Raw genomic sequence first — 18,603 nt, forward strand, 5'->3', positions numbered from 1 at the left:
GGCAGGGGAGGCAGGGGAGGCAGGGGAGGCAGGGGAGGCAGGGGAGGCAGGGGAGGCAGGGGAGGCAGGGGAGGCAGGGGAGGCAGGGGAGGCAGGAGGAGCAGGGGAGGCAAAAGTAATATTCTCCTCATTCTCCTCATCCCTCTTACTCTGGGAAAGACTTGGTGCCATTCTACTCTTCCTTGGGTGGCTGGTTTCGGTAATAAATTATCCTTGGCAAGCGATCGCTGTAAGTGGTTTGGGTTTGTGGTTTGTGGGAAGTCGCTTGCGGCAGTACAGTTTAAAAATAGACTTTGCAGCAGTTTTCGTCATTGGGTTACAGACGATTTGGCTCTTTTGGCGATTAGTACCTGATAGCTTACAGAAATTAGCGATCGCAATTAGCACCCAACTCACCAATTCTCAAAATGAACCTTGGGCGTTGCTGGGTGTAGCTTTATTTCCATACATAATTTTGATGGTGGCACTCACAAATAACCTGCATCGTAGCCAAAAGCGAGAATTGGCTAAATTTGGCGAACTACTCACCCTGTTATTTGGAACTTTTTTAACAACGATCGCTATAATAAATCCGGCATTGCGATCGCTAAATCTGCTATTTTCCACAATCACCCTTGCATTCGTCACTCAACGCCGATCCCCCGCATCCCTTCCCCTGATATATCTAACTCACATCATGGGAGTGCTGACTTTTTGTTTTACTATTAATTGGTTATTACCAACCTTGAATCACCAAGTCTGGGCAAGTATTTTATTAGCTCTAATGGTTGCAGAATGGGGATTTAGCCTTAATGAAGGATTATGGCGACGTAGTGCATGGTATCTCGGTTTAGCACTAGCCGCCGCTAGCTTTTTCCTATTGTGGATGAATGCAGAATCAGCTCGACAAGCTCATTGGGGAGTTTTATGGCTAGTTACGCCTATAGCTCTCACGGGTGTTGCCAATGTCACAATTATAGAGCGTCGCCTGACTAGCCGTTACTTGAGTGTATTGGCTGTGGGAACTGCCCAGCTACTGACTTTACAGCTACCAGAAACTAGATTAATCGGTTTAGCCGTGGGTACGGGATTGATGTTTGCAAATACGCGCTATTTGCGAAACCAAATATCTGCGGTAATTACAGAAGGATTTCTTCTGAGTTTCATTGTGGCGCTGTTATGGGCAGGCGTACCTGGTTTACCTCACCTCTCGCTACCAGGTTGGTTTGTCGTCGGAGCGATCGCAATCCTAATTTTATGGTTAACGCGGACAGTTTTGAACCGACGCGGTAACGAATTAGCAATTATATATGCAGCCGCCAATGATAAATGGGCGATCGCATTGTGTGGTTTTGAGTTGTTTAGTTTAACGCTACACTCAATACTGATTTACTCAGGGTTTATTACTTCAGTATTTTTGGATTTAGCTGCCACTGTAATCATCTTGACAGCCATTGTTTATCGCAGTTGGCGACAACCAACAAATTGGGCATTTTATGGCATCGGTTGGTCTTTGGAATTGGTGATTGCCCAAGCGCTGGGATTTGGGGAACGATCAACTGTTAGGATAGCAATCGCAAATATCGCTTTAGGTTTAATCGCTCAACTTCTCGGCGAGTGGTGGCGACGACGACATCAGTTAGAAAGGCTTCCTAGCAGTTTTCACATTTTGCCATTAATTTATGGTGCATTCAGTGTATTGCTGCGGGTGAACACCTTTACCGAGTGGACAGGTTTGTATTCCTTGGGTGTAGCTTTAATTATTATTGGCATAGGGCGACGGCGCGAAAACTTTAAACCCCTGCTGTACTTAGGAATCATTGGCGTATCTATTTCGGCTTATGAACTTTTGTTCTATCAAATGTTACAAGCTTCAACAGAAGCATTAGGTGATGGATTAATTGCCATGTCTGCCCTTGGCGCGAGTATTATGTATGCTTACCGCATTCTGTCGCCAAGGCTTGTAAACTACTTACGCCTAACTCCGCAAGAATTGAGAGGAATTGCCCATATTCACTGGGCTTGGAGTAGCTGTTTATTAATGGCTGCCATTCTTCTTCCCATTGGAGTTAACCGTTTAGTGGGATTGGGAACGGGGGTATTTTTGATTCGTTATGCCATCTTTCAAGGACGATCGCGCACTTCCCCCAGCATCTTCGGAGGAATCACAATCGCCGAAATTTGGGTTTACCTTGGCTTATTAGAGGTAGCCGGGATGAGGATTTATTGGCGCGAGACAGCAGTAGGGCGATTTTGGGCTGGGCCTTTAGTTCCTTGGAACGGTGCGATCGCCTGTGTGGTAGCTTATTTCTTATACATCCTACCTTGGGAAAGTTGGGGTTGGTCTAAAAAACCTTGGCAACAAGCCGCCTACATCATACCACTGATAATTTTATGGGAAACCAGACTGCAAACTTACCCCATTACCTTACTACTCGCAGCTGGATTTTACATCTTCCTAGCCAAGGTGGGTGAAAACATCCGTTTTACTTATGTTAGTGTGGCGTTGATTGATTGGGCGCTTTACCGTTGGTTTGATTCCTTACGCCTAACTGATGCTTTGTGGTATATAACACCCATTGGGTTATCACTGCTTTATATTGCTCAAGTCGATACCCAACTAAAGCTACCGGAGTACAAAGCCGCTCGTCATCTTATGAGAGTGCTAGGTAGTAGTTTAATTTGTGGGTGGGCAATTTTATTTCATCAAAATGCAGCTTGGATACCGGGAATTTTCAGCCTCATCGCCATTTTTGCCGGATTAGCTTTGCGAGTACGAGCTTTTCTCTACATTGGTACAGCCACTTTTTTAATTACTACAATCTATCAATCGGTAATTTTTAGCTTGCAGTACTCCTTTTTAAAATGGGTTGTTGGGTTACTAGTAGGCATCTTACTGATTTATATCGCTGCTAACTTTGAAACCCGTCGCGCTCAAATCACTTCCTTAATTCGTAGCGCCATTGATGAATTTCAATCATGGGAATAGAGTACCGCAAGGCGGAAGTCACGCATTCACGCATTCAAAAGAATTGTATTCCAAGCTCTTGCGACATTTGGAATGGGTGGTTTATTTACGCCGTACTGTACTAGCCAAGAAACTCCCAAGCCACTCTTTGGTAGAGTGATTTCACTTTTTAACTAGTATTTTTGCGGAATCGCCATTTTTACATTTGTAGGTTTGATAAGAATTACGTACATAAGTACCGAATACAAAGAAATGCATATTAGCATCACGGATACCTTGAAGAAGCGATTTCATGCCACCTGCGTCATGCGGGGTAAAAAGATGAGCCAAGTAGTAATTAAACTAATCGAGCAATGGCTGGAAAGCAACGAAGTTACCCAAGCTGGGGAGATAAAGAGGCTATAGCAACTTCCCCAAATTGGATGCTTTGGCTACTGGTAAAACTAGTTGAGTGAGAAATCTTGTCAATTTATATAACTGGAGTTTAGAGGATGAATGAACAAGTCTAATTTATTACTAGCCCTGGCGACTAGAACTCGCGGCTACACGAGACTTTACCCACCTGCACGGGTTATAAACCTTAATTTTTCGTTAGTCCACGTAGGTAGACTTAGTTGATGTAGTAGCAAATTATATTCGCCCATGACTTTTCAAACAACCTCTTAGTAAACGATGCAAACAAAAACAATCTTAATTTTGACAGCAAATCCTAAAGACACTTCACGACTACGTTTAGATCAGGAGGTGCGAGATATTGCAGAAGGATTAGAGCCGGCAAAAAAACGCGATCAGTTCGATCTAAAGTCAATGTTGGCAGTGCGACCGAGGGACATCCAGCGGGCTATGCTGGATATTAATCCTTCTATTGTTCATTTTTCTGGGCATGGAACAGGGGATGAGGGTTTAGTATTTGAAGATGAAACAGGTTCGGCAAAGCTAGTCGATGGAGAAGCCTTAGCGGGATTGTTTGCACTGTTTGCCGAGCAAGTTGAGTGTGTTGTTCTTAACGGCTGTTATTCGGAAGTGCAAGCAGAGGCGATCGCACAACAAATTAACTATGTGATTGGCATGAAAGAGGCGATCGGAGATAAAGCAGCAATTGAATTTGCTGTGGGTTTTTACGATGCTTTAGGAGCAGGACGATCTGTTGAGTTTGCCCACAAATTAGGTTGCGCTGCAATTCGGTTAGCAGGTATTCCAGAGCAATTAACTCCGATTCTCAAGAAGAAGCCAAATATTGATAGTTTTCCAGAGTCCCCGAACAAACCTGTACCTGAGGAACTAAACGACTCTGACAGAGAAATACTTACAGAACTCTTAAAACTTAGTGGACGTGCAGAATATTCGGCACGAAAAGCACTTTGTATAAGAATTGGAATTGAACCAAATCAACTTGGATTTTTAAGACAATCAACCGATGCTGACTTTGCCTTAGAGCTAATTAGCTATTTGCATAGTACCGATGATAAACAAGCTCTTGGGAAAATCTGCAAGGAACTTGAAGTTGTGTTTAGAAGAGGGAAGTACGCGGCTGATTTGGAAAGTATTAAATCAAAAATAAATTGTAAGTGAGTTTTAAATCTTTATGTCTCCAAATTATTTAGAACAATCTGATATAGACACATTAGGAGAATTATTGCTCCGTAGCCAAAAAGTAAGAACACGAGAAATACTATGTAAAAGAATTGGAATCGACCCCCAGGGACTCGGGTTTCTCAGAGATTATTCGGATGAGGACTTTGTTACACAGCTAATTTACTATTTAGATCAGGTAGGCGATCAAGAAGCTCTTTGTAAGCTTTGTTGCCAGGTATTATTTCCGATATTTAAGAAATCAGCAGATACATCTATCTTACAAGAGATTGCACTAAAGCTCAATTGTAATCATGACTTTGGACATAATTATCCAAAAAAGAAAACGATAGAACAGTCAACATCTCCAACACCTAGTTCCGTTCCTGAGTTCGGAGTCAATTACCCTAATCAACTCAATGGTTCAAAACCTGAATCATGGTTTACAAAAATTGGTAATGTTAATAAAAAACTACTTGCAGTTGGTGCAATTATTCTAATTGGGTTAGGAGGATATCCAACTTATAAACATTTTATACAGCCATCTCAATTAGAGCAGGATCAGGTGCTAGCACAGAAAGCCCAACTTGTTCAGTCTGAGATTGAGGGGAATATAGGAGAGCATAGTAGAGGCGGAGTATTAGTTAAACCTATAACAAAGGTAGACCTTCGTAATTTTATTGTTGAAGCCCAATTTGATAACCCGTATGATGGTACAATAATGGATAATTGGACTTATGGTTTTGCGTTTATAGATAATACAACTCCTGATTTTAATCAGCCTAAGCGCAAAGGGTTAGATGCATGGGTTGATTCAAATAAAAAAACATGGGGTTTCAATTCACAGAATATCTCTTTAAACGGAAATTTATCAAATATTAATGTTTCCGAGAAAAGCTCAAATAAATTACGTTTAAGTGTAAATAATAATAAAGCTAAATTTTTTATAAATGATATGTACATTGAAACCTTTGATGTTTCAGAGTTAACGAATAAAGGATCTGTTTTTTTTACAGCAGGGGGTGGAATAAGTGGTAAATCAGTCCAGTACCAATATAAAAACCTTAGAGTTTGGTCTCTAGATAACTAATGAGCATAATGAGCTAAGAGAAAGCTGGAATGAGACTGAAGGTATAATTATTGCAAAATAAGGATTTCAGGTTATTTTTTTGAAAGTCCCTTACGTTGAATAATCTGAAGTTTATCTACGCGATCAAATTTGCGTAATTATTCCACTAACTCAGGGGAATTAAAACACTGTTGACGAACTATGCCAGTGCTCATGTCTCAGATAACAATGTCAAACTCCAACTCATTTTAGACACAGAACGCAATAGACATTTCCAGAAATTAAATATGCGTTATCCACAATCCTTGTAGAGACGTAGCAGTGCTACGTCTCTACATTCAATTTTCGGAGATGTCTAATCATTATCAATGGATGAATGTAGGTTGGCAAAGTCTACGACGGGCTATTCGGCGTCGCAAGCGTACTGTGCGCCAAAGTGTTGCTTTGACTACCAGCTAAGAGCAAAACCCCTATCAGTACGCTTTGCATAACAAAAATGAAGGTTAAAAAGATGAGGGAGATGAAAAAAATTATGAGGATAGTTAATACAACGACTTAATCCACTCCCATTCTTGTGTTAAACCCTCTCTCAAAGAGACTTGCGGCTGATATCCGAGAATTTTCTTTGCTTTAGATACATCAGCAGCCGTGTGGCGGGCGTCTCCCATCGCTTTTTGTATGTGGTTTCTTTTGATTGGTTTCCCAACAATTTCTTCAATTGTATTTAAGACTTCTGCTAAAACCACCCTGCTACCGCCACCGATATTAAAGATTTCTCCCACTGCTTCAGGTGCGATCGCTGCGGCTAAATTGGCGGCGACGATATCACTAACAAACGTAAACTCTCGCGTTTGCTGCCCATCGCCGTAAATTGGGATCGCCTCATCCTGCAAAATCGATTTAAAGAACTTATTAAATGCCATATCTGGGCGCTGTTTAGGTCCATAAACTGTAAAATAACGCAATGTCACAGAAGGTACGCCAAAGTTTTTGTGATATAGTTCACACAAAAACTCCGATGCTAGCTTTGTAATGCCATAAGGAGAAACTGGTTGAGGGCAAATTCTCTCGTGGGTAGGTAATGTTTCCGCATCACCATATACACTTGATGATGAGGCAAACACTAACCTTTTTAGGTGTTTAGCATCCTTAGCTGCTTCTAGCAAAACTTGTGTAGCGTTAATATTTCGTTCTGTATAACCTCGAAAAGCTTTACCCCAACTTGCTCTAACACCTGCTTGTGCCGCTTGATGGTAAACTATATCAACATCTTTTAGGAGTTTTTGCCAATCTAAAAACTGCATATCTCCTTCAATTAATGTAAAGCCAGGTGATTGATGTAAGTGTGCAATATTCTTACGCTTCAACATCGGATCATAGTAATCATTAAATTCATCAATCCCAATCACTTCTTCTCCTTGTTGCAGCAATGTTTCTGCAAGATGAGAACCAATAAACCCAGCAGATCCAGTAACAATAATTTTAGCCATGTTGCCTATTTTTTGATATTTTCATTAATTTCCATATTCACAGGTTAATACTTGTAAGCAATAATCGTCATTACCTGAAGAGATTTTTTTTACTTAATTATTAAAAATGCTTAAAAAACTCATCATAAATACTTAAACATTCTCCTTCTATTAAAATAATTTCAGTATATTTATTTACTTACTGCAATGAATAAAATTTATAATTATACTAATTCACCAACTTGAATTTTAAAAATAAATACAATAAAAAATTTAATAGCTATATTTCTTTCCCCTTCCAGAAAAAGCGGGATAATTTGCCAAGGGACTTCTAAATAAAAAAATATTCAATTCTTTCTTGGAGTTCCCCAACTCCTAAAATTCCTATTCCCCTGCTCCCCCTGCCCCTCAGCCTTTTTTGTCACAAAGGGGCTTGCACAAGTGTAAGAATTGATGAAAAATTGATCCGCGAGAGCCAAATAGGTCATTCTCGTTTCGCAAGGGACGCACGAGGAAATTAGTGAAAGTTTTAGTTGTAGGTAATGGGGGGCGCGAACACGCTCTAGCATGGAAACTGTTGGAATCGAAGCAAATTGAGCAAGTTGTCTGTGTACCAGGGAATGGAGGCACAGCAAGTATGGAACGTTGCCATAACTTGCCCCTAGCAGTAGATGATTTTGAAGGGATGAGCCGATATGCTCTCTCAAATGGTATCAGTTTGGTGATAGTTGGGCCAGAAGTACCTTTGGCAAAGGGAATCACAGATTACCTCCAAAACAAAGGATTGATGGTATTTGGCCCAGTCAGAGCGGGAGCGCAAATTGAGGCGAGTAAAGCTTGGGCAAAAGCCCTGATGCAAGAAGCAGGAATTCCGACGGCACGGGCTGCGGTATTTACGCAGGCAGCAGCAGCAAAATCTTACGTCAAATCTCAGGGAGCGCCAATTGTCGTCAAAGCTGATGGTTTGGCGGCTGGTAAGGGCGTAACGGTGGCTGAAACAGTTGCACAGGCAGAAAGTGCCGTTGATGCAATTTTTCAAGGACAATTTGGCAGTGCTGGCGAATTTGTGGTCATTGAAGAATGTTTGATTGGGCAAGAAGTATCAGTTTTAGCATTAACCGATGGGTTAACAATTAGACCCTTGCTGCCAGCTCAAGATCATAAGCGGATTGGTGACGGCGATATGGGAGAAAATACTGGTGGTATGGGAGCATACAGCCCAGCACCCATTGCTACGCCAGAGTTGATGGCACGCATTCAAACCGAAGTATTAGAAAGAGCGATCGCCACATTACGAGCTAAAGGCATTGATTACCGAGGTGTATTGTATGCTGGGTTAATGATTGCACCCGATGGCGACTTTAAGGTTTTAGAATTTAACTGTCGCTTTGGCGATCCAGAAACCCAGGTGATTTTGCCTCTGTTAGAAACACCCCTAGAAGAATTGCTTCTAGCTTGTGTACAGCAGCGATTAAGTGAATTGCCGCCCATTGCTTGGAAAGCGGGAGCATCTGCCACTGTCGTTGCCGCTTCAGGTGGTTATCCAGGAGTTTATAAGAAAGGCCAGGTTATTACTGGCATTGGCGAGGCAGAGGCAACCGGAGCAACCGTATTTCATGCAGGTACGAAATTGAACCAGCAAAAAGAAGTCCTGACAGATGGGGGTCGAGTATTAAATGTGACTGGAATGGGAAAGAATTTTGAGCAAGCGATCGCCCAAGCATACACAGGTATCAAATATATTCAGTTTGAGGGAATATATTACCGGAGAGATATTGGGCATAGAGTTAAGAGTCATTGAATTTTAGATTTTGGATTTTGGATTTTGGATTGAAGGAGAAATCTAATATCCAAAATTGCCAGAGTCAGGAGTTATTCCCCATGCCCCTAATCCCCACTCCGTGGGGTTACAGAGTTCCCCATTCCCCATCCCCTAACATGTTTGTAAAATTAACTGTTAATTTTTTAGTTGTTAGGCTTTATAACAAAGACTATTAACAACTTTATTTAAGATGCTAAGTCTGTTAAAAACAATTCGACATGCGATCGCTACTTGGTGGTCGGAGTTCACACTCCAGACCAAATTATTGGCTGTAGCCACAATGGTAGTTTCATTGGTGATGAGTGGCCTAACCTTCTGGGCTGTGAATACAATACAGCAGGATGCGCGGATGAATGACACCCGCTTCGGGCGTGACTTGGGACTGCTGCTTGCTGCCAACGTTGCCCCCTTAGTTGCTGAGAATAATCTGACTGAGGTTGCCCAATTTTCTCAACGCTTTTACAGCAGCACCTCTAGTGTGCGTTATATGCTTTACGCTGACGAAAACGGGGAAATCTTTTTTGGCATTCCTTTTTGGGAAGCGGAGGTAGAAAACTCCCTCACGATTAAACGGCGGATACAACTGCCAGAAGATTACCCTGGTGATGGGGAAAAGCCAATGGTGCGGCAACATATAACCCCAGATGGAATAGTCACCGATGTATTTATTCCCCTGATCGTCAATAAAAAATACTTAGGTGTATTAGCGATCGGCATCAACCCCAATCAGACTGCTGTAATCTCCACAAATTTTACCCGCGATGTTACCATTGCCGTTTTTATCACGATTTGGGTAATGGTAATTTTGGCAGGAGTGATTAACGCCTTGACCATCACCAAGCCCATTAAAGAATTGTTGGTGGGGGTAAAGCAAATTGCTACCGGGAATTTTAAGCAGCGCATTGATTTACCTTTAGGGGGGGAACTGGGGGAGTTAATTTTAAGCTTTAATGAAATGGGAGAGCGATTAGAGCGCTATGAAGAACAGAATATTGAAGAACTGACCGCAGAAAAAGCCAAGCTACAAACCCTAGTTTCGACGATCGCAGATGGTGCTGTGTTAATTGATAACAACATGCAGGTGATTTTAGCTAACCCCACAGCAGAGCGAATTTTTGGCTGGGAAAACGCTAATGTGGTAGGTCAGAACGTGTTACATCACTTGCCTCCATCGGTACAAATGGAAATCACTCGCCCTTTGTACGAAATGGCAGCAGGCGAATGTGAAAGCGCCGAATTCCGAATTTTTATTAACCAACCCATCCCGCGAACGATCCGCATTCTCTTGACTACAGTACTCAATGTGCAAAGAGAAAGCATCAAAGGCATTGCGATTACCGTCCAAGATATCACCCGTGAGGTGGAATTAAACGATGCAAAAAGCCAATTTATCAGCAACGTTTCTCACGAACTGCGAACCCCTCTATTCAACATCAAAACTTATATTGAAACCCTGCACGACTACGGCGAAGACTTAGCTTTACAAGAACGACAAGAGTTTCTGCAAACAGTCAACCATGAAACCGATCGCCTAACTCGCCTAGTTAACGATGTTTTGGATTTGTCAAAACTCGAATCTGGTCGCCAGTACAACTTTGATGGCGTGGATTTAGCCCAAGCGATCGAGCAAACACTGCGTACTTACCAACTCAATGCTAAAGATAAAGGTGTTGAACTCATTCAAGAAGTTGCTCCTAATTTGCCGCTAGTAATGGGTAATTACGATCTGTTAGTACAAGTCTTTGGCAACTTAATTGGTAATGCCCTTAAATTCACCACAGCCGGTGGTAAAGTGGCAATCCGCGCCTACCAACTAGATTTTAAACCCAGTCACACCCAATCTTATCCAGTGCGGATTGAAATTTCCGATACTGGAATTGGCATCGCCACAGAAGATCAACATTCAATTTTTGAACGCTTCTTCCGCGTAGAAAACCGAGTTCACACCCTAGAAGGCACAGGTTTAGGTTTATCGATTGTCAGAAATATCATCGACAGACATCGTAGTAAAGTCCATCTAGTGAGTGAAGTCGGCATTGGCACCACTTTTTGGTTTGACTTAGCCGCCTTTGAAGAAAAAGCGCCACCGATACAAGTTGAACCTATTGCAGAAGCATCTCAAATCACCACAGCTTGAAGAATTGGGCATGGGGCATTGGGTATTAGTTATTTGTTAATGCTTTCTACCCCATCTCCCAACAAAAAACAAATCAAGAACTTAATATCACGAACAAAAAACAGACTAATAATAAACCTAATAGCAACAGCAAAGCCTGATTGCGTTTTACCCAACTTTTCACAGTTACTGCAAAACTGTTAGTGTAACGCTGCTGTTGCAAATCTAACTTTGTCTCTTCAGTATTTTGGTAGAGAGTACAGTCTTTGGCGTAAGGACGCTGAGGAAAATTGCAAGTATCATCAACGTGATAGGTGCAGGTGTCGCACAGATACCCTTCCCCAGTGGCGCGGTGCAATGGAATGCCGGGATGACCATAAGCTTTGAGTGTTGTCCGGCAATAGGGACAACTAATAGCTTGTCTATCAACAAGTTGATGGCAGTGGGGACAAGATACAGTAGCCAAAACCTTTAGCGCAAATAAGTTAAGTAAACTCTTTGATTCTATCCATTTACAAAGATAATGGAGAAATACCTACCTAGCCTGTTACTTTTGAATATGGCTAGCTCTCAGAAGTGGTTACTGTATCAGTAAAAGTACTAATTTAATGATGACTGTTTATATTTTTCTAAGTGATTTCTATCACTCCAAATAATTAAGCCTATGCCATAATCTATCAAATATCAGGTTTTATCCCAAGTTCAATAATTATTTAGAGGTAGAAAATATTGCCTTTTAATCCTGAGCTATGCCGTAACGAAAGCGAAGTTGAAAGCAAACTCATAGTGCAATATTTGCTACCGCAGCTAGGTTATACTCCTGACACCTGGCATCAAGAGGTTGCCGTTGGTAGCATCCGCTTAGATTTTTTAGCATTTGCCGCACAAGTGATTCCTTTTGTCTTAGATGCCAACTCACCGATGAGTGTCGTCATGGAGGCAAAGCATCCCAAACAAAACTTAAATAATCATGTCCCCCGACTCAGGCATTATTTAACCAGCTTGAATGTCAGGTATGGATTGCTGACTAATGGCAAAGAAATTAGAATTTATCAAAAATTGCAGACTGATATTGAGCTAGTATTTCAATGTTCTGGGAAAGAAGTTGAGATAAAGTTAGAGAATATTAAAAGTTTAATTGGTAGAGAGAGTCTGAAAGAAGGGCAGGTAATAGATAAACCAGAAGTTCAAGTAACTAAAAATAATTTAAATTTTGAAACAAAGAGGGAACATTCAATGAAAACGATTGCAATCTACCACAACAAAGGCGGCGTTGGTAAGACTACTGTTGCAGTCAATCTTGCAGCAGCATTGAGTAAAAAAGGTAAAAAAGTACTGTTAATTGATATAGATTCCCAGGCAAATACTACTTTTGCGACAGGATTAATAAAATTTCAATTTGATGAAGATGATGATTTACGAGATTCTAATATCTATCATTTATTAGAATCAGGTGACTTTTACTTAATACCCGATGTAACCAGAAAGTCACATTATTTTAACAATCCTGAGTTAGATGTTATTCCTGCACATATTAATTTAATAGAAGGACAATATAAACTGAATCAAATTGATGCTAGTAAAACTAGGTTAGTTACGAAATTAAAAAAAGTAGAGCAAGATTACGACATTGTTATTATTGATACGCCTCCATCCAGAGATTTATATGCTAAAGTCGCACTTGTCGCTGCTGATTATCTGATAATTCCTTCAGATTTAAAGCCATTTGCAAACCAAGGATTGTTAAGTGTCAAAAACTTTATTATAGAAGTTAATGAATTTAGAGAAATGATAGGAAAACCACACATTATATTAATGGGTATCCTGGCTTCAAAAATCTCTACCAATTCTAAATTTTTGCAATATACTTTTCCTAAACAAAGAAGCGTGATTTCAGAACGTTACAATCTGCCTTTGATGGAAGCAGTAATTTATGATAGAACCGTACTATCGGAATGTATGAATCAGACTATAACAGTTGGAGATTTAGAATATCCTGATCCAAAATCTGTTGTTAAATATGCAGAAGAAGTAAAATCAGATGCTCAAAAATCTGCTATGGAATTTGACGTTTTAGCAGATGAAGTGTTAATAGGAATAGGATTACATAAATGATGAATTTTTCTTTGGTAGATGTAAAAAGTATTACTTCTAATGAACCTCGAACAAATTTTTCAGAGGCTGATTTGGAAAACCTCGCAGATATAATTATAGAAACTGGAGGAATTATCAGACCATTAGTTGTGAAGGTGACAGGAGTAGAGAGCTATACGGTAGTTGATGGACATTTTGAATATTATGCTGCTGTCAAGGCACGAGAAAAAAATCCTCGGCAAGCTGAAATGGTTAATGCCTTTGTCATTGCCCCAAAATTAGAGGATTTAGTACTAAAGCAAATTGTATCTCTCCAAGGAATTGATTCTTCTGGTAAAACAGTAACACCACACCCTGAAACGACAAAGTTAGAACCACGTCTGGCAAATCTAGAATTACGTCTTGAGAAGCAATTGAATGAATTTAAGTCAGAATTTATACAAGAAAGACAGAGAATATATAGTCAGTTCAAGGAACTTGAAAACCTTATTCCCCAAAAGGGTAAACAGAGTAATCCGCTTAGTTTATTGAACACTTTAGATAAAGACGAGTTATCTGTAAAGTTACAACGCGCTAGAATTTCTGGTGCGGAAAAACTTGCAAAAGGTATCTTTGATGCTCGACATAAGAAACCGAAGCAAAAGTTTGAAGATTACCGCGATGTAGTAAAATCTGTTAAAAACTTGGGTGATAAAACAATTTTGACTATTATTGATGAGTGGTCAAGAAGTTAGTAGTTATTTAAATAAGTTCTTCCCTGTGTAAAAACCTGTATAGCTTTCTTTACGCCTCTACATGAGACATTATCTACCACGTACTTGATAGAAAAAATGATGCCTGCGGCGGGCTGCGTCAAAGTATTTCTATGGCCTAATTCCGCGCCTGTCGCAATGCATTAAACGCCTTACCTCGCAACCCAACTGGTAACAACGATAATCCTAAACCAGTCCAAGCTTTAGCAGTCGAAAAAGACTGTCCCGCCAAAACTAGCTCTCTGCCTTTTTGCGTTTCACCCTTTTCAATTAAACGCAAACCTAATAATAATTGCGTTTCAGTTAGACGATTTTTCCTGATTGTCTCTAATTTTTCAGACTCAAACTTATAACTTTCTAAATACCGGATTTTATCAGATAAATAAGGAATCGCTCGATTGATACCTTGCTGCTCTGCATGATAGCGATATTCCATCAATAATTCTGGTAAATAATAGCCATTTTTTCCAGCCAAAGCCAAACGCACAAATAAATCATTATCCTCACAATTTTGCAGATTTGGCTGCATATATCCTAATTCTTGCAATGTTTTACGGCGAAATAATGTTGCGCCAACTTGAAAACTTTGCTGAATAAATACAACTTCCAACAAATTATCTACAACACCTGCTGGTAAATTCTTTCTACCCCAGCGATGAGAATTTTCTTGAGTTTTTACCTCATCTCGTACATTATCAATATCAATTATCCAATGGTCTGTACCAACAAAATCAATGCTAGAGTCTTGAGTAAGAATAGCTGCGGTACTTGCGAGAAAATCGGGTGTTAGCCGATCATCATCATCAAATTTAATAAAATATTCACCACTGGCAGCATCAAAGCCAGAGCGCATATTATTACTTTTACCAATATTTTGCAGATGACGGATATATTTAATCCGGTGGTCTGTATATTGTGACATTAATTCAGGTGTGCGATCGCTAGAACCGTCATCACAAACAATTAGCTCAAAGTCTTGCTCAGACTGATTGAGTACACTGTCAATGGCATAAGGAAGGAGATGAACACGATTAAAAGTAGGAATGCAAACAGTAATTTTAGGCATAATATTATATACTAATCTCTAAAATATGGATGCAGGAAAGTTTTCTTGGAATATTTAGTTATAGCCCAGAGCAAACGTTCACGGCTATGTTCTTTCATTGGATTGTTGACGGTAAAATAATTGAAACCTAGCGAAACGCTGATAAACTCGTCCAACTTCAGCTTACGGCGCGGATTGAACCAGGAACGTCTGGGTATAACTGCTGCGATCGCTGTGAACAGGTAATGATAATAGCACCTACTAGCGATCGCCGTCGTCAGTTTTAGAATTTTTTTGGTGGTTGAAGCGATCGATCGTTGTTCGCTGATTCTGTAAGGCTTCTCGGTATTGTAGGAAGGCAATTAGGGGTGATCCTGTACCTAGCCCCACCATTTGCTTAACTTTACTATGATTGCGATCGCCTGGGTTGAGTGCTTGGTGCGATCGCAAGAGTTATTTAATCTACTTTTATGACAAAATTTTTGATTGCAAAAATAAGAAATTTTGTTTTTGTTGTCAAACATTAGCTTTAAATACTTTTATAAAATACCCAAAAGTATCTAACTGGACAAATTAGCTATGATAAATAATTTCCCTAACTGGCAACCTATTAACGCGTAACTTATGGCTACTAAAGATCCTAATGATAGTGTTCTGACAAATAGATAAATAATTTGATATTCGACAAATAAATTAGTGAGATGTATGTTATGGTTTTTATAGGAATCAAAAAAAGAAAACCACAAAAGACTTCAAGAAACTTTGAGGCAAGCTCAATAAAGTTTTTTGCTCTGGTAAGTCCACTTCACTTCGCTACATCTTTTTGTAACAAAAATCTAAAACTAGATTGAGTAGGATAGTAGCCTTTGTAACAACTTGAAGTCAATCAAAATTTATCTGGGTATGAGCCAATAAGAGTTGGCTAACCTAGCTAGAGCATTAGTCACTAAAGGCGATTACTCTTGGAGTCTGGGAAGAAAGACTCTTAGTACAGCCTGACAAATCCATAAAAATACAGAATATTTACGAACTTATTCTTGCGGGAGCAAACATTTTCGACCGCGAACTAAGTTGAAGCAGTTGCTGACTTTTGGAACAAAAACTTCAAGCAATATGGTGTTGTTCCCCAATTTTTAGGAATTTAACCATACTGTCAAAAGTCACCAACATATTATAGCGCTTCTCCCTTCAGTCCAATACAGACCTAACAAGAATAGCCCCTTAAGAGCTAGCGTTGGGGAGCAAGATTCAAAGCCTCTCTCCTTAAACGAAGAGAGGAATGCAAGTGAGGTCAAAGTGTATTGCATCCATTCGAGAACCGCTATATCTAAGTCAGAGTCTTAGAGGTCGCCAATGCTTGCATTATAGTATTGCACCTGTAGCAGCCACTGAAACTTATCCTGCTTCATCAATCACGAAATGAGAAGCGCTATAGAAGTTCTTAGCGACTTGACATCAGCAAAATCAGAGAAGTTGCAGCGACCATTTAGAGTGGATTGCAATTTGGTTGGTTGTGTGGTTCAGGGAATAAATCTGCGTTCATTTGAATTCCTGCTGCAACCACTCTTCAGGCTTGAGCAACCATTTGGGATTCTGTTACAACAACTGACAATGTTGAAGTCAAAGTTTTAAAGACTTCGTTATTAAGAAATAGAGATTTCTCTATCCCTTAAGCTATCACTTCGTGGATAAATATGTTCTGATTTTAACTGCTTTTGTCAGGATGCGATGTCTAGCGACAACAGGCTCTACTTCCCTACGACACCAAGGGTGAACAACTATATTAAGCTTACGACCCATCAATTAAATCATTCTAGGAAACACAACCATGACTGACCCAAAAATTAGACAAATAGCTTTCTATGGTAAAGGCGGTATTGGTAAATCTACCACCTCTCAAAACACCCTTGCAGCTATGGCTGAAATGGGTCAACGCATTTTAATTGTTGGTTGCGACCCAAAAGCTGACTCTACCCGTTTGATGCTACACAGTAAAGCTCAAACAAGCGTTCTTCAATTAGCTGCTGAACGCGGCGCTGTAGAAGATATTGAACTCGAAGAAGTAATGCTGACCGGTTTCCGGGATGTGCGTTGTGTGGAATCTGGCGGACCTGAGCCTGGTGTAGGTTGCGCTGGTCGTGGTATTATCACCGCTATTAACTTCTTAGAAGAAAACGGTGCTTACAAAGATGTTGATTTTGTAAGTTACGACGTTTTGGGTGACGTTGTGTGCGGTGGTTTTGCTATGCCTATCCGTGAAGGCAAAGCACAAGAAATCTACATCGTTACCTCTGGTGAAATGATGGCGATGTATGCAGCTAACAACATCGCTCGTGGTGTTCTCAAATATGCTCACACTGGCGGTGTGCGTTTGGGTGGTTTGATTTGTAACAGCCGTAACGTTGACCGGGAAATCGATTTAATCGAAACCTTGGCAAAACGTTTGAACACCCAAATGATTCACTACGTACCTCGTGACAACATTGTACAACACGCAGAATTGCGCCGGATGACTGTTAACGAGTATGCACCTGATAGCAATCAAAGTAACGAATATCGCATACTGGCTAAAAAGATCATCGACAACGACAAACTCGCCGTTCCTACCCCCATTGAAATGGAAGAGTTAGAAGAGTTGTTGATTGAATTCGGTATTCTCGAAAGCGACGAAAATACTGCAATGCTAGTTGGTAAGACTGCTACTCAAGCACCCGTAAAGTAGTACCAATTAAATAAATGGTTTAGGGTGGGCAAGTAGCCCACCCTTTTCCCAATTTTTGCATTTCTTTGTTTCACCTCATATCCGCTTGATTACTTATCGTAAGCTCAAGGGTTTAAGACCCCTACGGGATCTTGTTTCAGTCGGGGTTTAAATCACCGTCTAAAATTTCTAAAATGTTTGAATGCGTGAATGCGTAAATTGTTATCAACTTACTGGTGTGTACCAAAATCCTGAGTCCAGTAGTGTTTGAACTGAGTCCCATCGCTGAAAGCATACCCAATGCCAATTTCGTGATAATTGGGACTGAGAATATTTTGCCGATGTCCGTCATTGGGAGGCGTTTCATTCATCCAAATTGACATTGCATCTTCAGGCGTTGATTGTCCTGCTGCAACGTTTTCTCCTGCAAATGAGAAACCATAACCCGCTCGTTGTATACGATCAAAAGGCGATGATCCATCCGAACCGTTGTGCGCCATGAAGTTGTGGTCTGCCATATCTTGGCTGTGGCCCTGAGCAGCATTCGTCAACTGAGAATTGAGTCTAAGCGCGGCTAAACCCGCTTCACTCCTCTGTTGGTTGACTAGTTCCAGCATTCGGTTAGCAACATCATTATTAGGTGATGGGGGAACGCCGCTTGAGTCTTTGGGAGGGATAACCAGAACCATGCCAACTTCAATATGACTTGGATCGGTTCCGATGACGGCTTTGTTTGCCTCGTATATCTTTCGCCAAAATGCTTCGCTTCCATCTCCATAAAATTTTTGAGCGATCGCAGAGAGAAAATCACCTGGTTGTACAGTATAGGTTTGACCCGATACGAATGATGCCAATGTCGTAGACATGATAGTTTTCCTTGTGTTGAATAATTAGTTGAGAGGGAGTCGATGATGCCGCTATATTACCCGGATTTCTCACGAGGGAGAAAAAAACACCTGGATTAGCCAGACTTAGGATAAATTAATTGATACATTCTTAAATTCCCCGTAGATTAA

At 40.5% G+C, this 18,603-nt stretch carries 14 protein-coding genes; 9 read left to right on the forward strand and 5 right to left on the reverse strand.

The features are described 5' to 3' along the window. The 4 genes from V7K32_RS12775 to V7K32_RS12790 form a co-directional block, all read left to right on the forward strand. On the forward strand, positions 1–2,968 hold a 2,968-nt coding region (locus tag V7K32_RS12775), incomplete at its 5' end, for a DUF2157 domain-containing protein (RefSeq protein WP_334993683.1). A 231-nt stretch (positions 2,969–3,199) separates the two neighbouring features. Next, the gene (locus tag V7K32_RS12780; protein WP_334993685.1) at positions 3,200–3,352 is read left to right on the forward strand and encodes a plasmid partition protein ParG; all 153 of its coding nucleotides are present in this window, start codon (positions 3,200–3,202) and stop codon (positions 3,350–3,352) included. Positions 3,353–3,619: 267 nt separating this feature from the next. Then, on the forward strand, positions 3,620–4,519 hold the full coding sequence (locus tag V7K32_RS12785) for a CHAT domain-containing protein (protein ID WP_334993687.1): 900 nt from the start codon (positions 3,620–3,622) through the stop codon (positions 4,517–4,519). 13 nt (positions 4,520–4,532) lie between these two features. Next, the gene (locus V7K32_RS12790; RefSeq protein ID WP_334993689.1) at positions 4,533–5,609 is read left to right on the forward strand and encodes a hypothetical protein; all 1,077 of its coding nucleotides are present in this window, start codon (positions 4,533–4,535) and stop codon (positions 5,607–5,609) included. A 521-nt stretch (positions 5,610–6,130) separates the two neighbouring features. On the opposite strand, the gene V7K32_RS12795 is transcribed toward V7K32_RS12790, so the two are convergent. Next, entirely contained in the window at positions 6,131–7,078 is a 948-nt protein-coding gene (locus V7K32_RS12795) for an NAD-dependent epimerase/dehydratase family protein (RefSeq protein ID WP_334993691.1), read from the reverse strand. 499 nt (positions 7,079–7,577) lie between these two features. Between V7K32_RS12795 and purD the strand changes: the two genes are divergently transcribed. Then, positions 7,578–8,858, forward strand: a complete 1,281-nt coding sequence (gene purD, locus V7K32_RS12800; RefSeq protein ID WP_334993693.1) for a phosphoribosylamine--glycine ligase — start codon at positions 7,578–7,580, stop codon at positions 8,856–8,858. Between the two features lie 211 nt (positions 8,859–9,069). Then, complete coding sequence (nblS, locus tag V7K32_RS12805; RefSeq protein ID WP_334993695.1) at positions 9,070–11,016, forward strand: two-component system sensor histidine kinase NblS; 1,947 nt, start codon at positions 9,070–9,072, stop codon at positions 11,014–11,016. A 73-nt stretch (positions 11,017–11,089) separates the two neighbouring features. Here nblS and V7K32_RS12810 read toward each other — a convergent pair whose 3' ends face one another. Then, positions 11,090–11,461, reverse strand: coding sequence for a zinc ribbon domain-containing protein (locus V7K32_RS12810; RefSeq protein WP_334993697.1), 372 nt, complete (start codon positions 11,459–11,461; stop codon positions 11,090–11,092). 263 nt (positions 11,462–11,724) lie between these two features. Between V7K32_RS12810 and V7K32_RS12815 the strand changes: the two genes are divergently transcribed. Together V7K32_RS12815 and V7K32_RS12820 are read left to right on the forward strand one after the other, a co-directional pair. Beyond that, positions 11,725–13,110, forward strand: coding sequence for an AAA family ATPase (locus V7K32_RS12815; protein ID WP_334993699.1), 1,386 nt, complete (start codon positions 11,725–11,727; stop codon positions 13,108–13,110). Beyond that, the gene (locus tag V7K32_RS12820; protein ID WP_334993701.1) at positions 13,107–13,823 is read left to right on the forward strand and encodes a ParB N-terminal domain-containing protein; all 717 of its coding nucleotides are present in this window, start codon (positions 13,107–13,109) and stop codon (positions 13,821–13,823) included. Before V7K32_RS12815 ends, V7K32_RS12820 begins: the two co-directional genes overlap by 4 nt. A gap of 136 nt (positions 13,824–13,959) precedes the next feature. Here V7K32_RS12820 and V7K32_RS12825 read toward each other — a convergent pair whose 3' ends face one another. Next, a complete protein-coding gene (locus V7K32_RS12825; protein WP_334993703.1) occupies positions 13,960–14,907 on the reverse strand; it encodes a glycosyltransferase family 2 protein in 948 nt (315 codons plus the stop codon). Between the two features lie 240 nt (positions 14,908–15,147). After that, a complete protein-coding gene (locus tag V7K32_RS12830; protein ID WP_334993704.1) occupies positions 15,148–15,336 on the reverse strand; it encodes a hypothetical protein in 189 nt (62 codons plus the stop codon). Positions 15,337–16,714: 1,378 nt separating this feature from the next. On the opposite strand from V7K32_RS12830, the gene nifH reads away from it, so the two are divergent. Next, on the forward strand, positions 16,715–17,608 hold the full coding sequence (nifH, locus tag V7K32_RS12835) for a nitrogenase iron protein (protein WP_334993706.1): 894 nt from the start codon (positions 16,715–16,717) through the stop codon (positions 17,606–17,608). 209 nt (positions 17,609–17,817) lie between these two features. Here the strand turns inward: nifH and V7K32_RS12840 are convergent, their stop codons facing one another. Further along, the gene (locus tag V7K32_RS12840) at positions 17,818–18,453 is read right to left on the reverse strand and encodes a CAP domain-containing protein (protein ID WP_334993708.1); all 636 of its coding nucleotides are present in this window, start codon (positions 18,451–18,453) and stop codon (positions 17,818–17,820) included. Positions 18,454–18,603: the final 150 nt, after the last annotated feature.

Source organism: Nostoc sp. (genome assembly GCF_036917635.1).
Taxonomy (GTDB): Bacteria; Cyanobacteriota; Cyanobacteriia; order Cyanobacteriales; family Nostocaceae; genus Nostoc.

What these genes read in the sequence shown, in the direction of transcription:
- V7K32_RS12795 (WP_334993691.1), bottom strand. Translation starts at nt 7,078, where the DNA reads ATGGCTAAAATTATTGTTACTGGATCTGCTGGGTTTATTGGTTCTCAT.
- nifH (WP_334993706.1), top strand. Translation starts at nt 16,715, where the DNA reads ATGACTGACCCAAAAATTAGACAAATAGCTTTCTATGGTAAAGGCGGT.
- V7K32_RS12780 (WP_334993685.1), top strand. Translation starts at nt 3,200, where the DNA reads ATGCATATTAGCATCACGGATACCTTGAAGAAGCGATTTCATGCCACC.
- V7K32_RS12785 (WP_334993687.1), top strand. Translation starts at nt 3,620, where the DNA reads ATGCAAACAAAAACAATCTTAATTTTGACAGCAAATCCTAAAGACACT.
- V7K32_RS12825 (WP_334993703.1), bottom strand. Translation starts at nt 14,907, where the DNA reads ATGCCTAAAATTACTGTTTGCATTCCTACTTTTAATCGTGTTCATCTC.
- V7K32_RS12820 (WP_334993701.1), top strand. Translation starts at nt 13,107, where the DNA reads ATGATGAATTTTTCTTTGGTAGATGTAAAAAGTATTACTTCTAATGAA.
- V7K32_RS12790 (WP_334993689.1), top strand. Translation starts at nt 4,533, where the DNA reads ATGTCTCCAAATTATTTAGAACAATCTGATATAGACACATTAGGAGAA.
- V7K32_RS12840 (WP_334993708.1), bottom strand. Translation starts at nt 18,453, where the DNA reads ATGTCTACGACATTGGCATCATTCGTATCGGGTCAAACCTATACTGTA.
- nblS (WP_334993695.1), top strand. Translation starts at nt 9,070, where the DNA reads ATGCTAAGTCTGTTAAAAACAATTCGACATGCGATCGCTACTTGGTGG.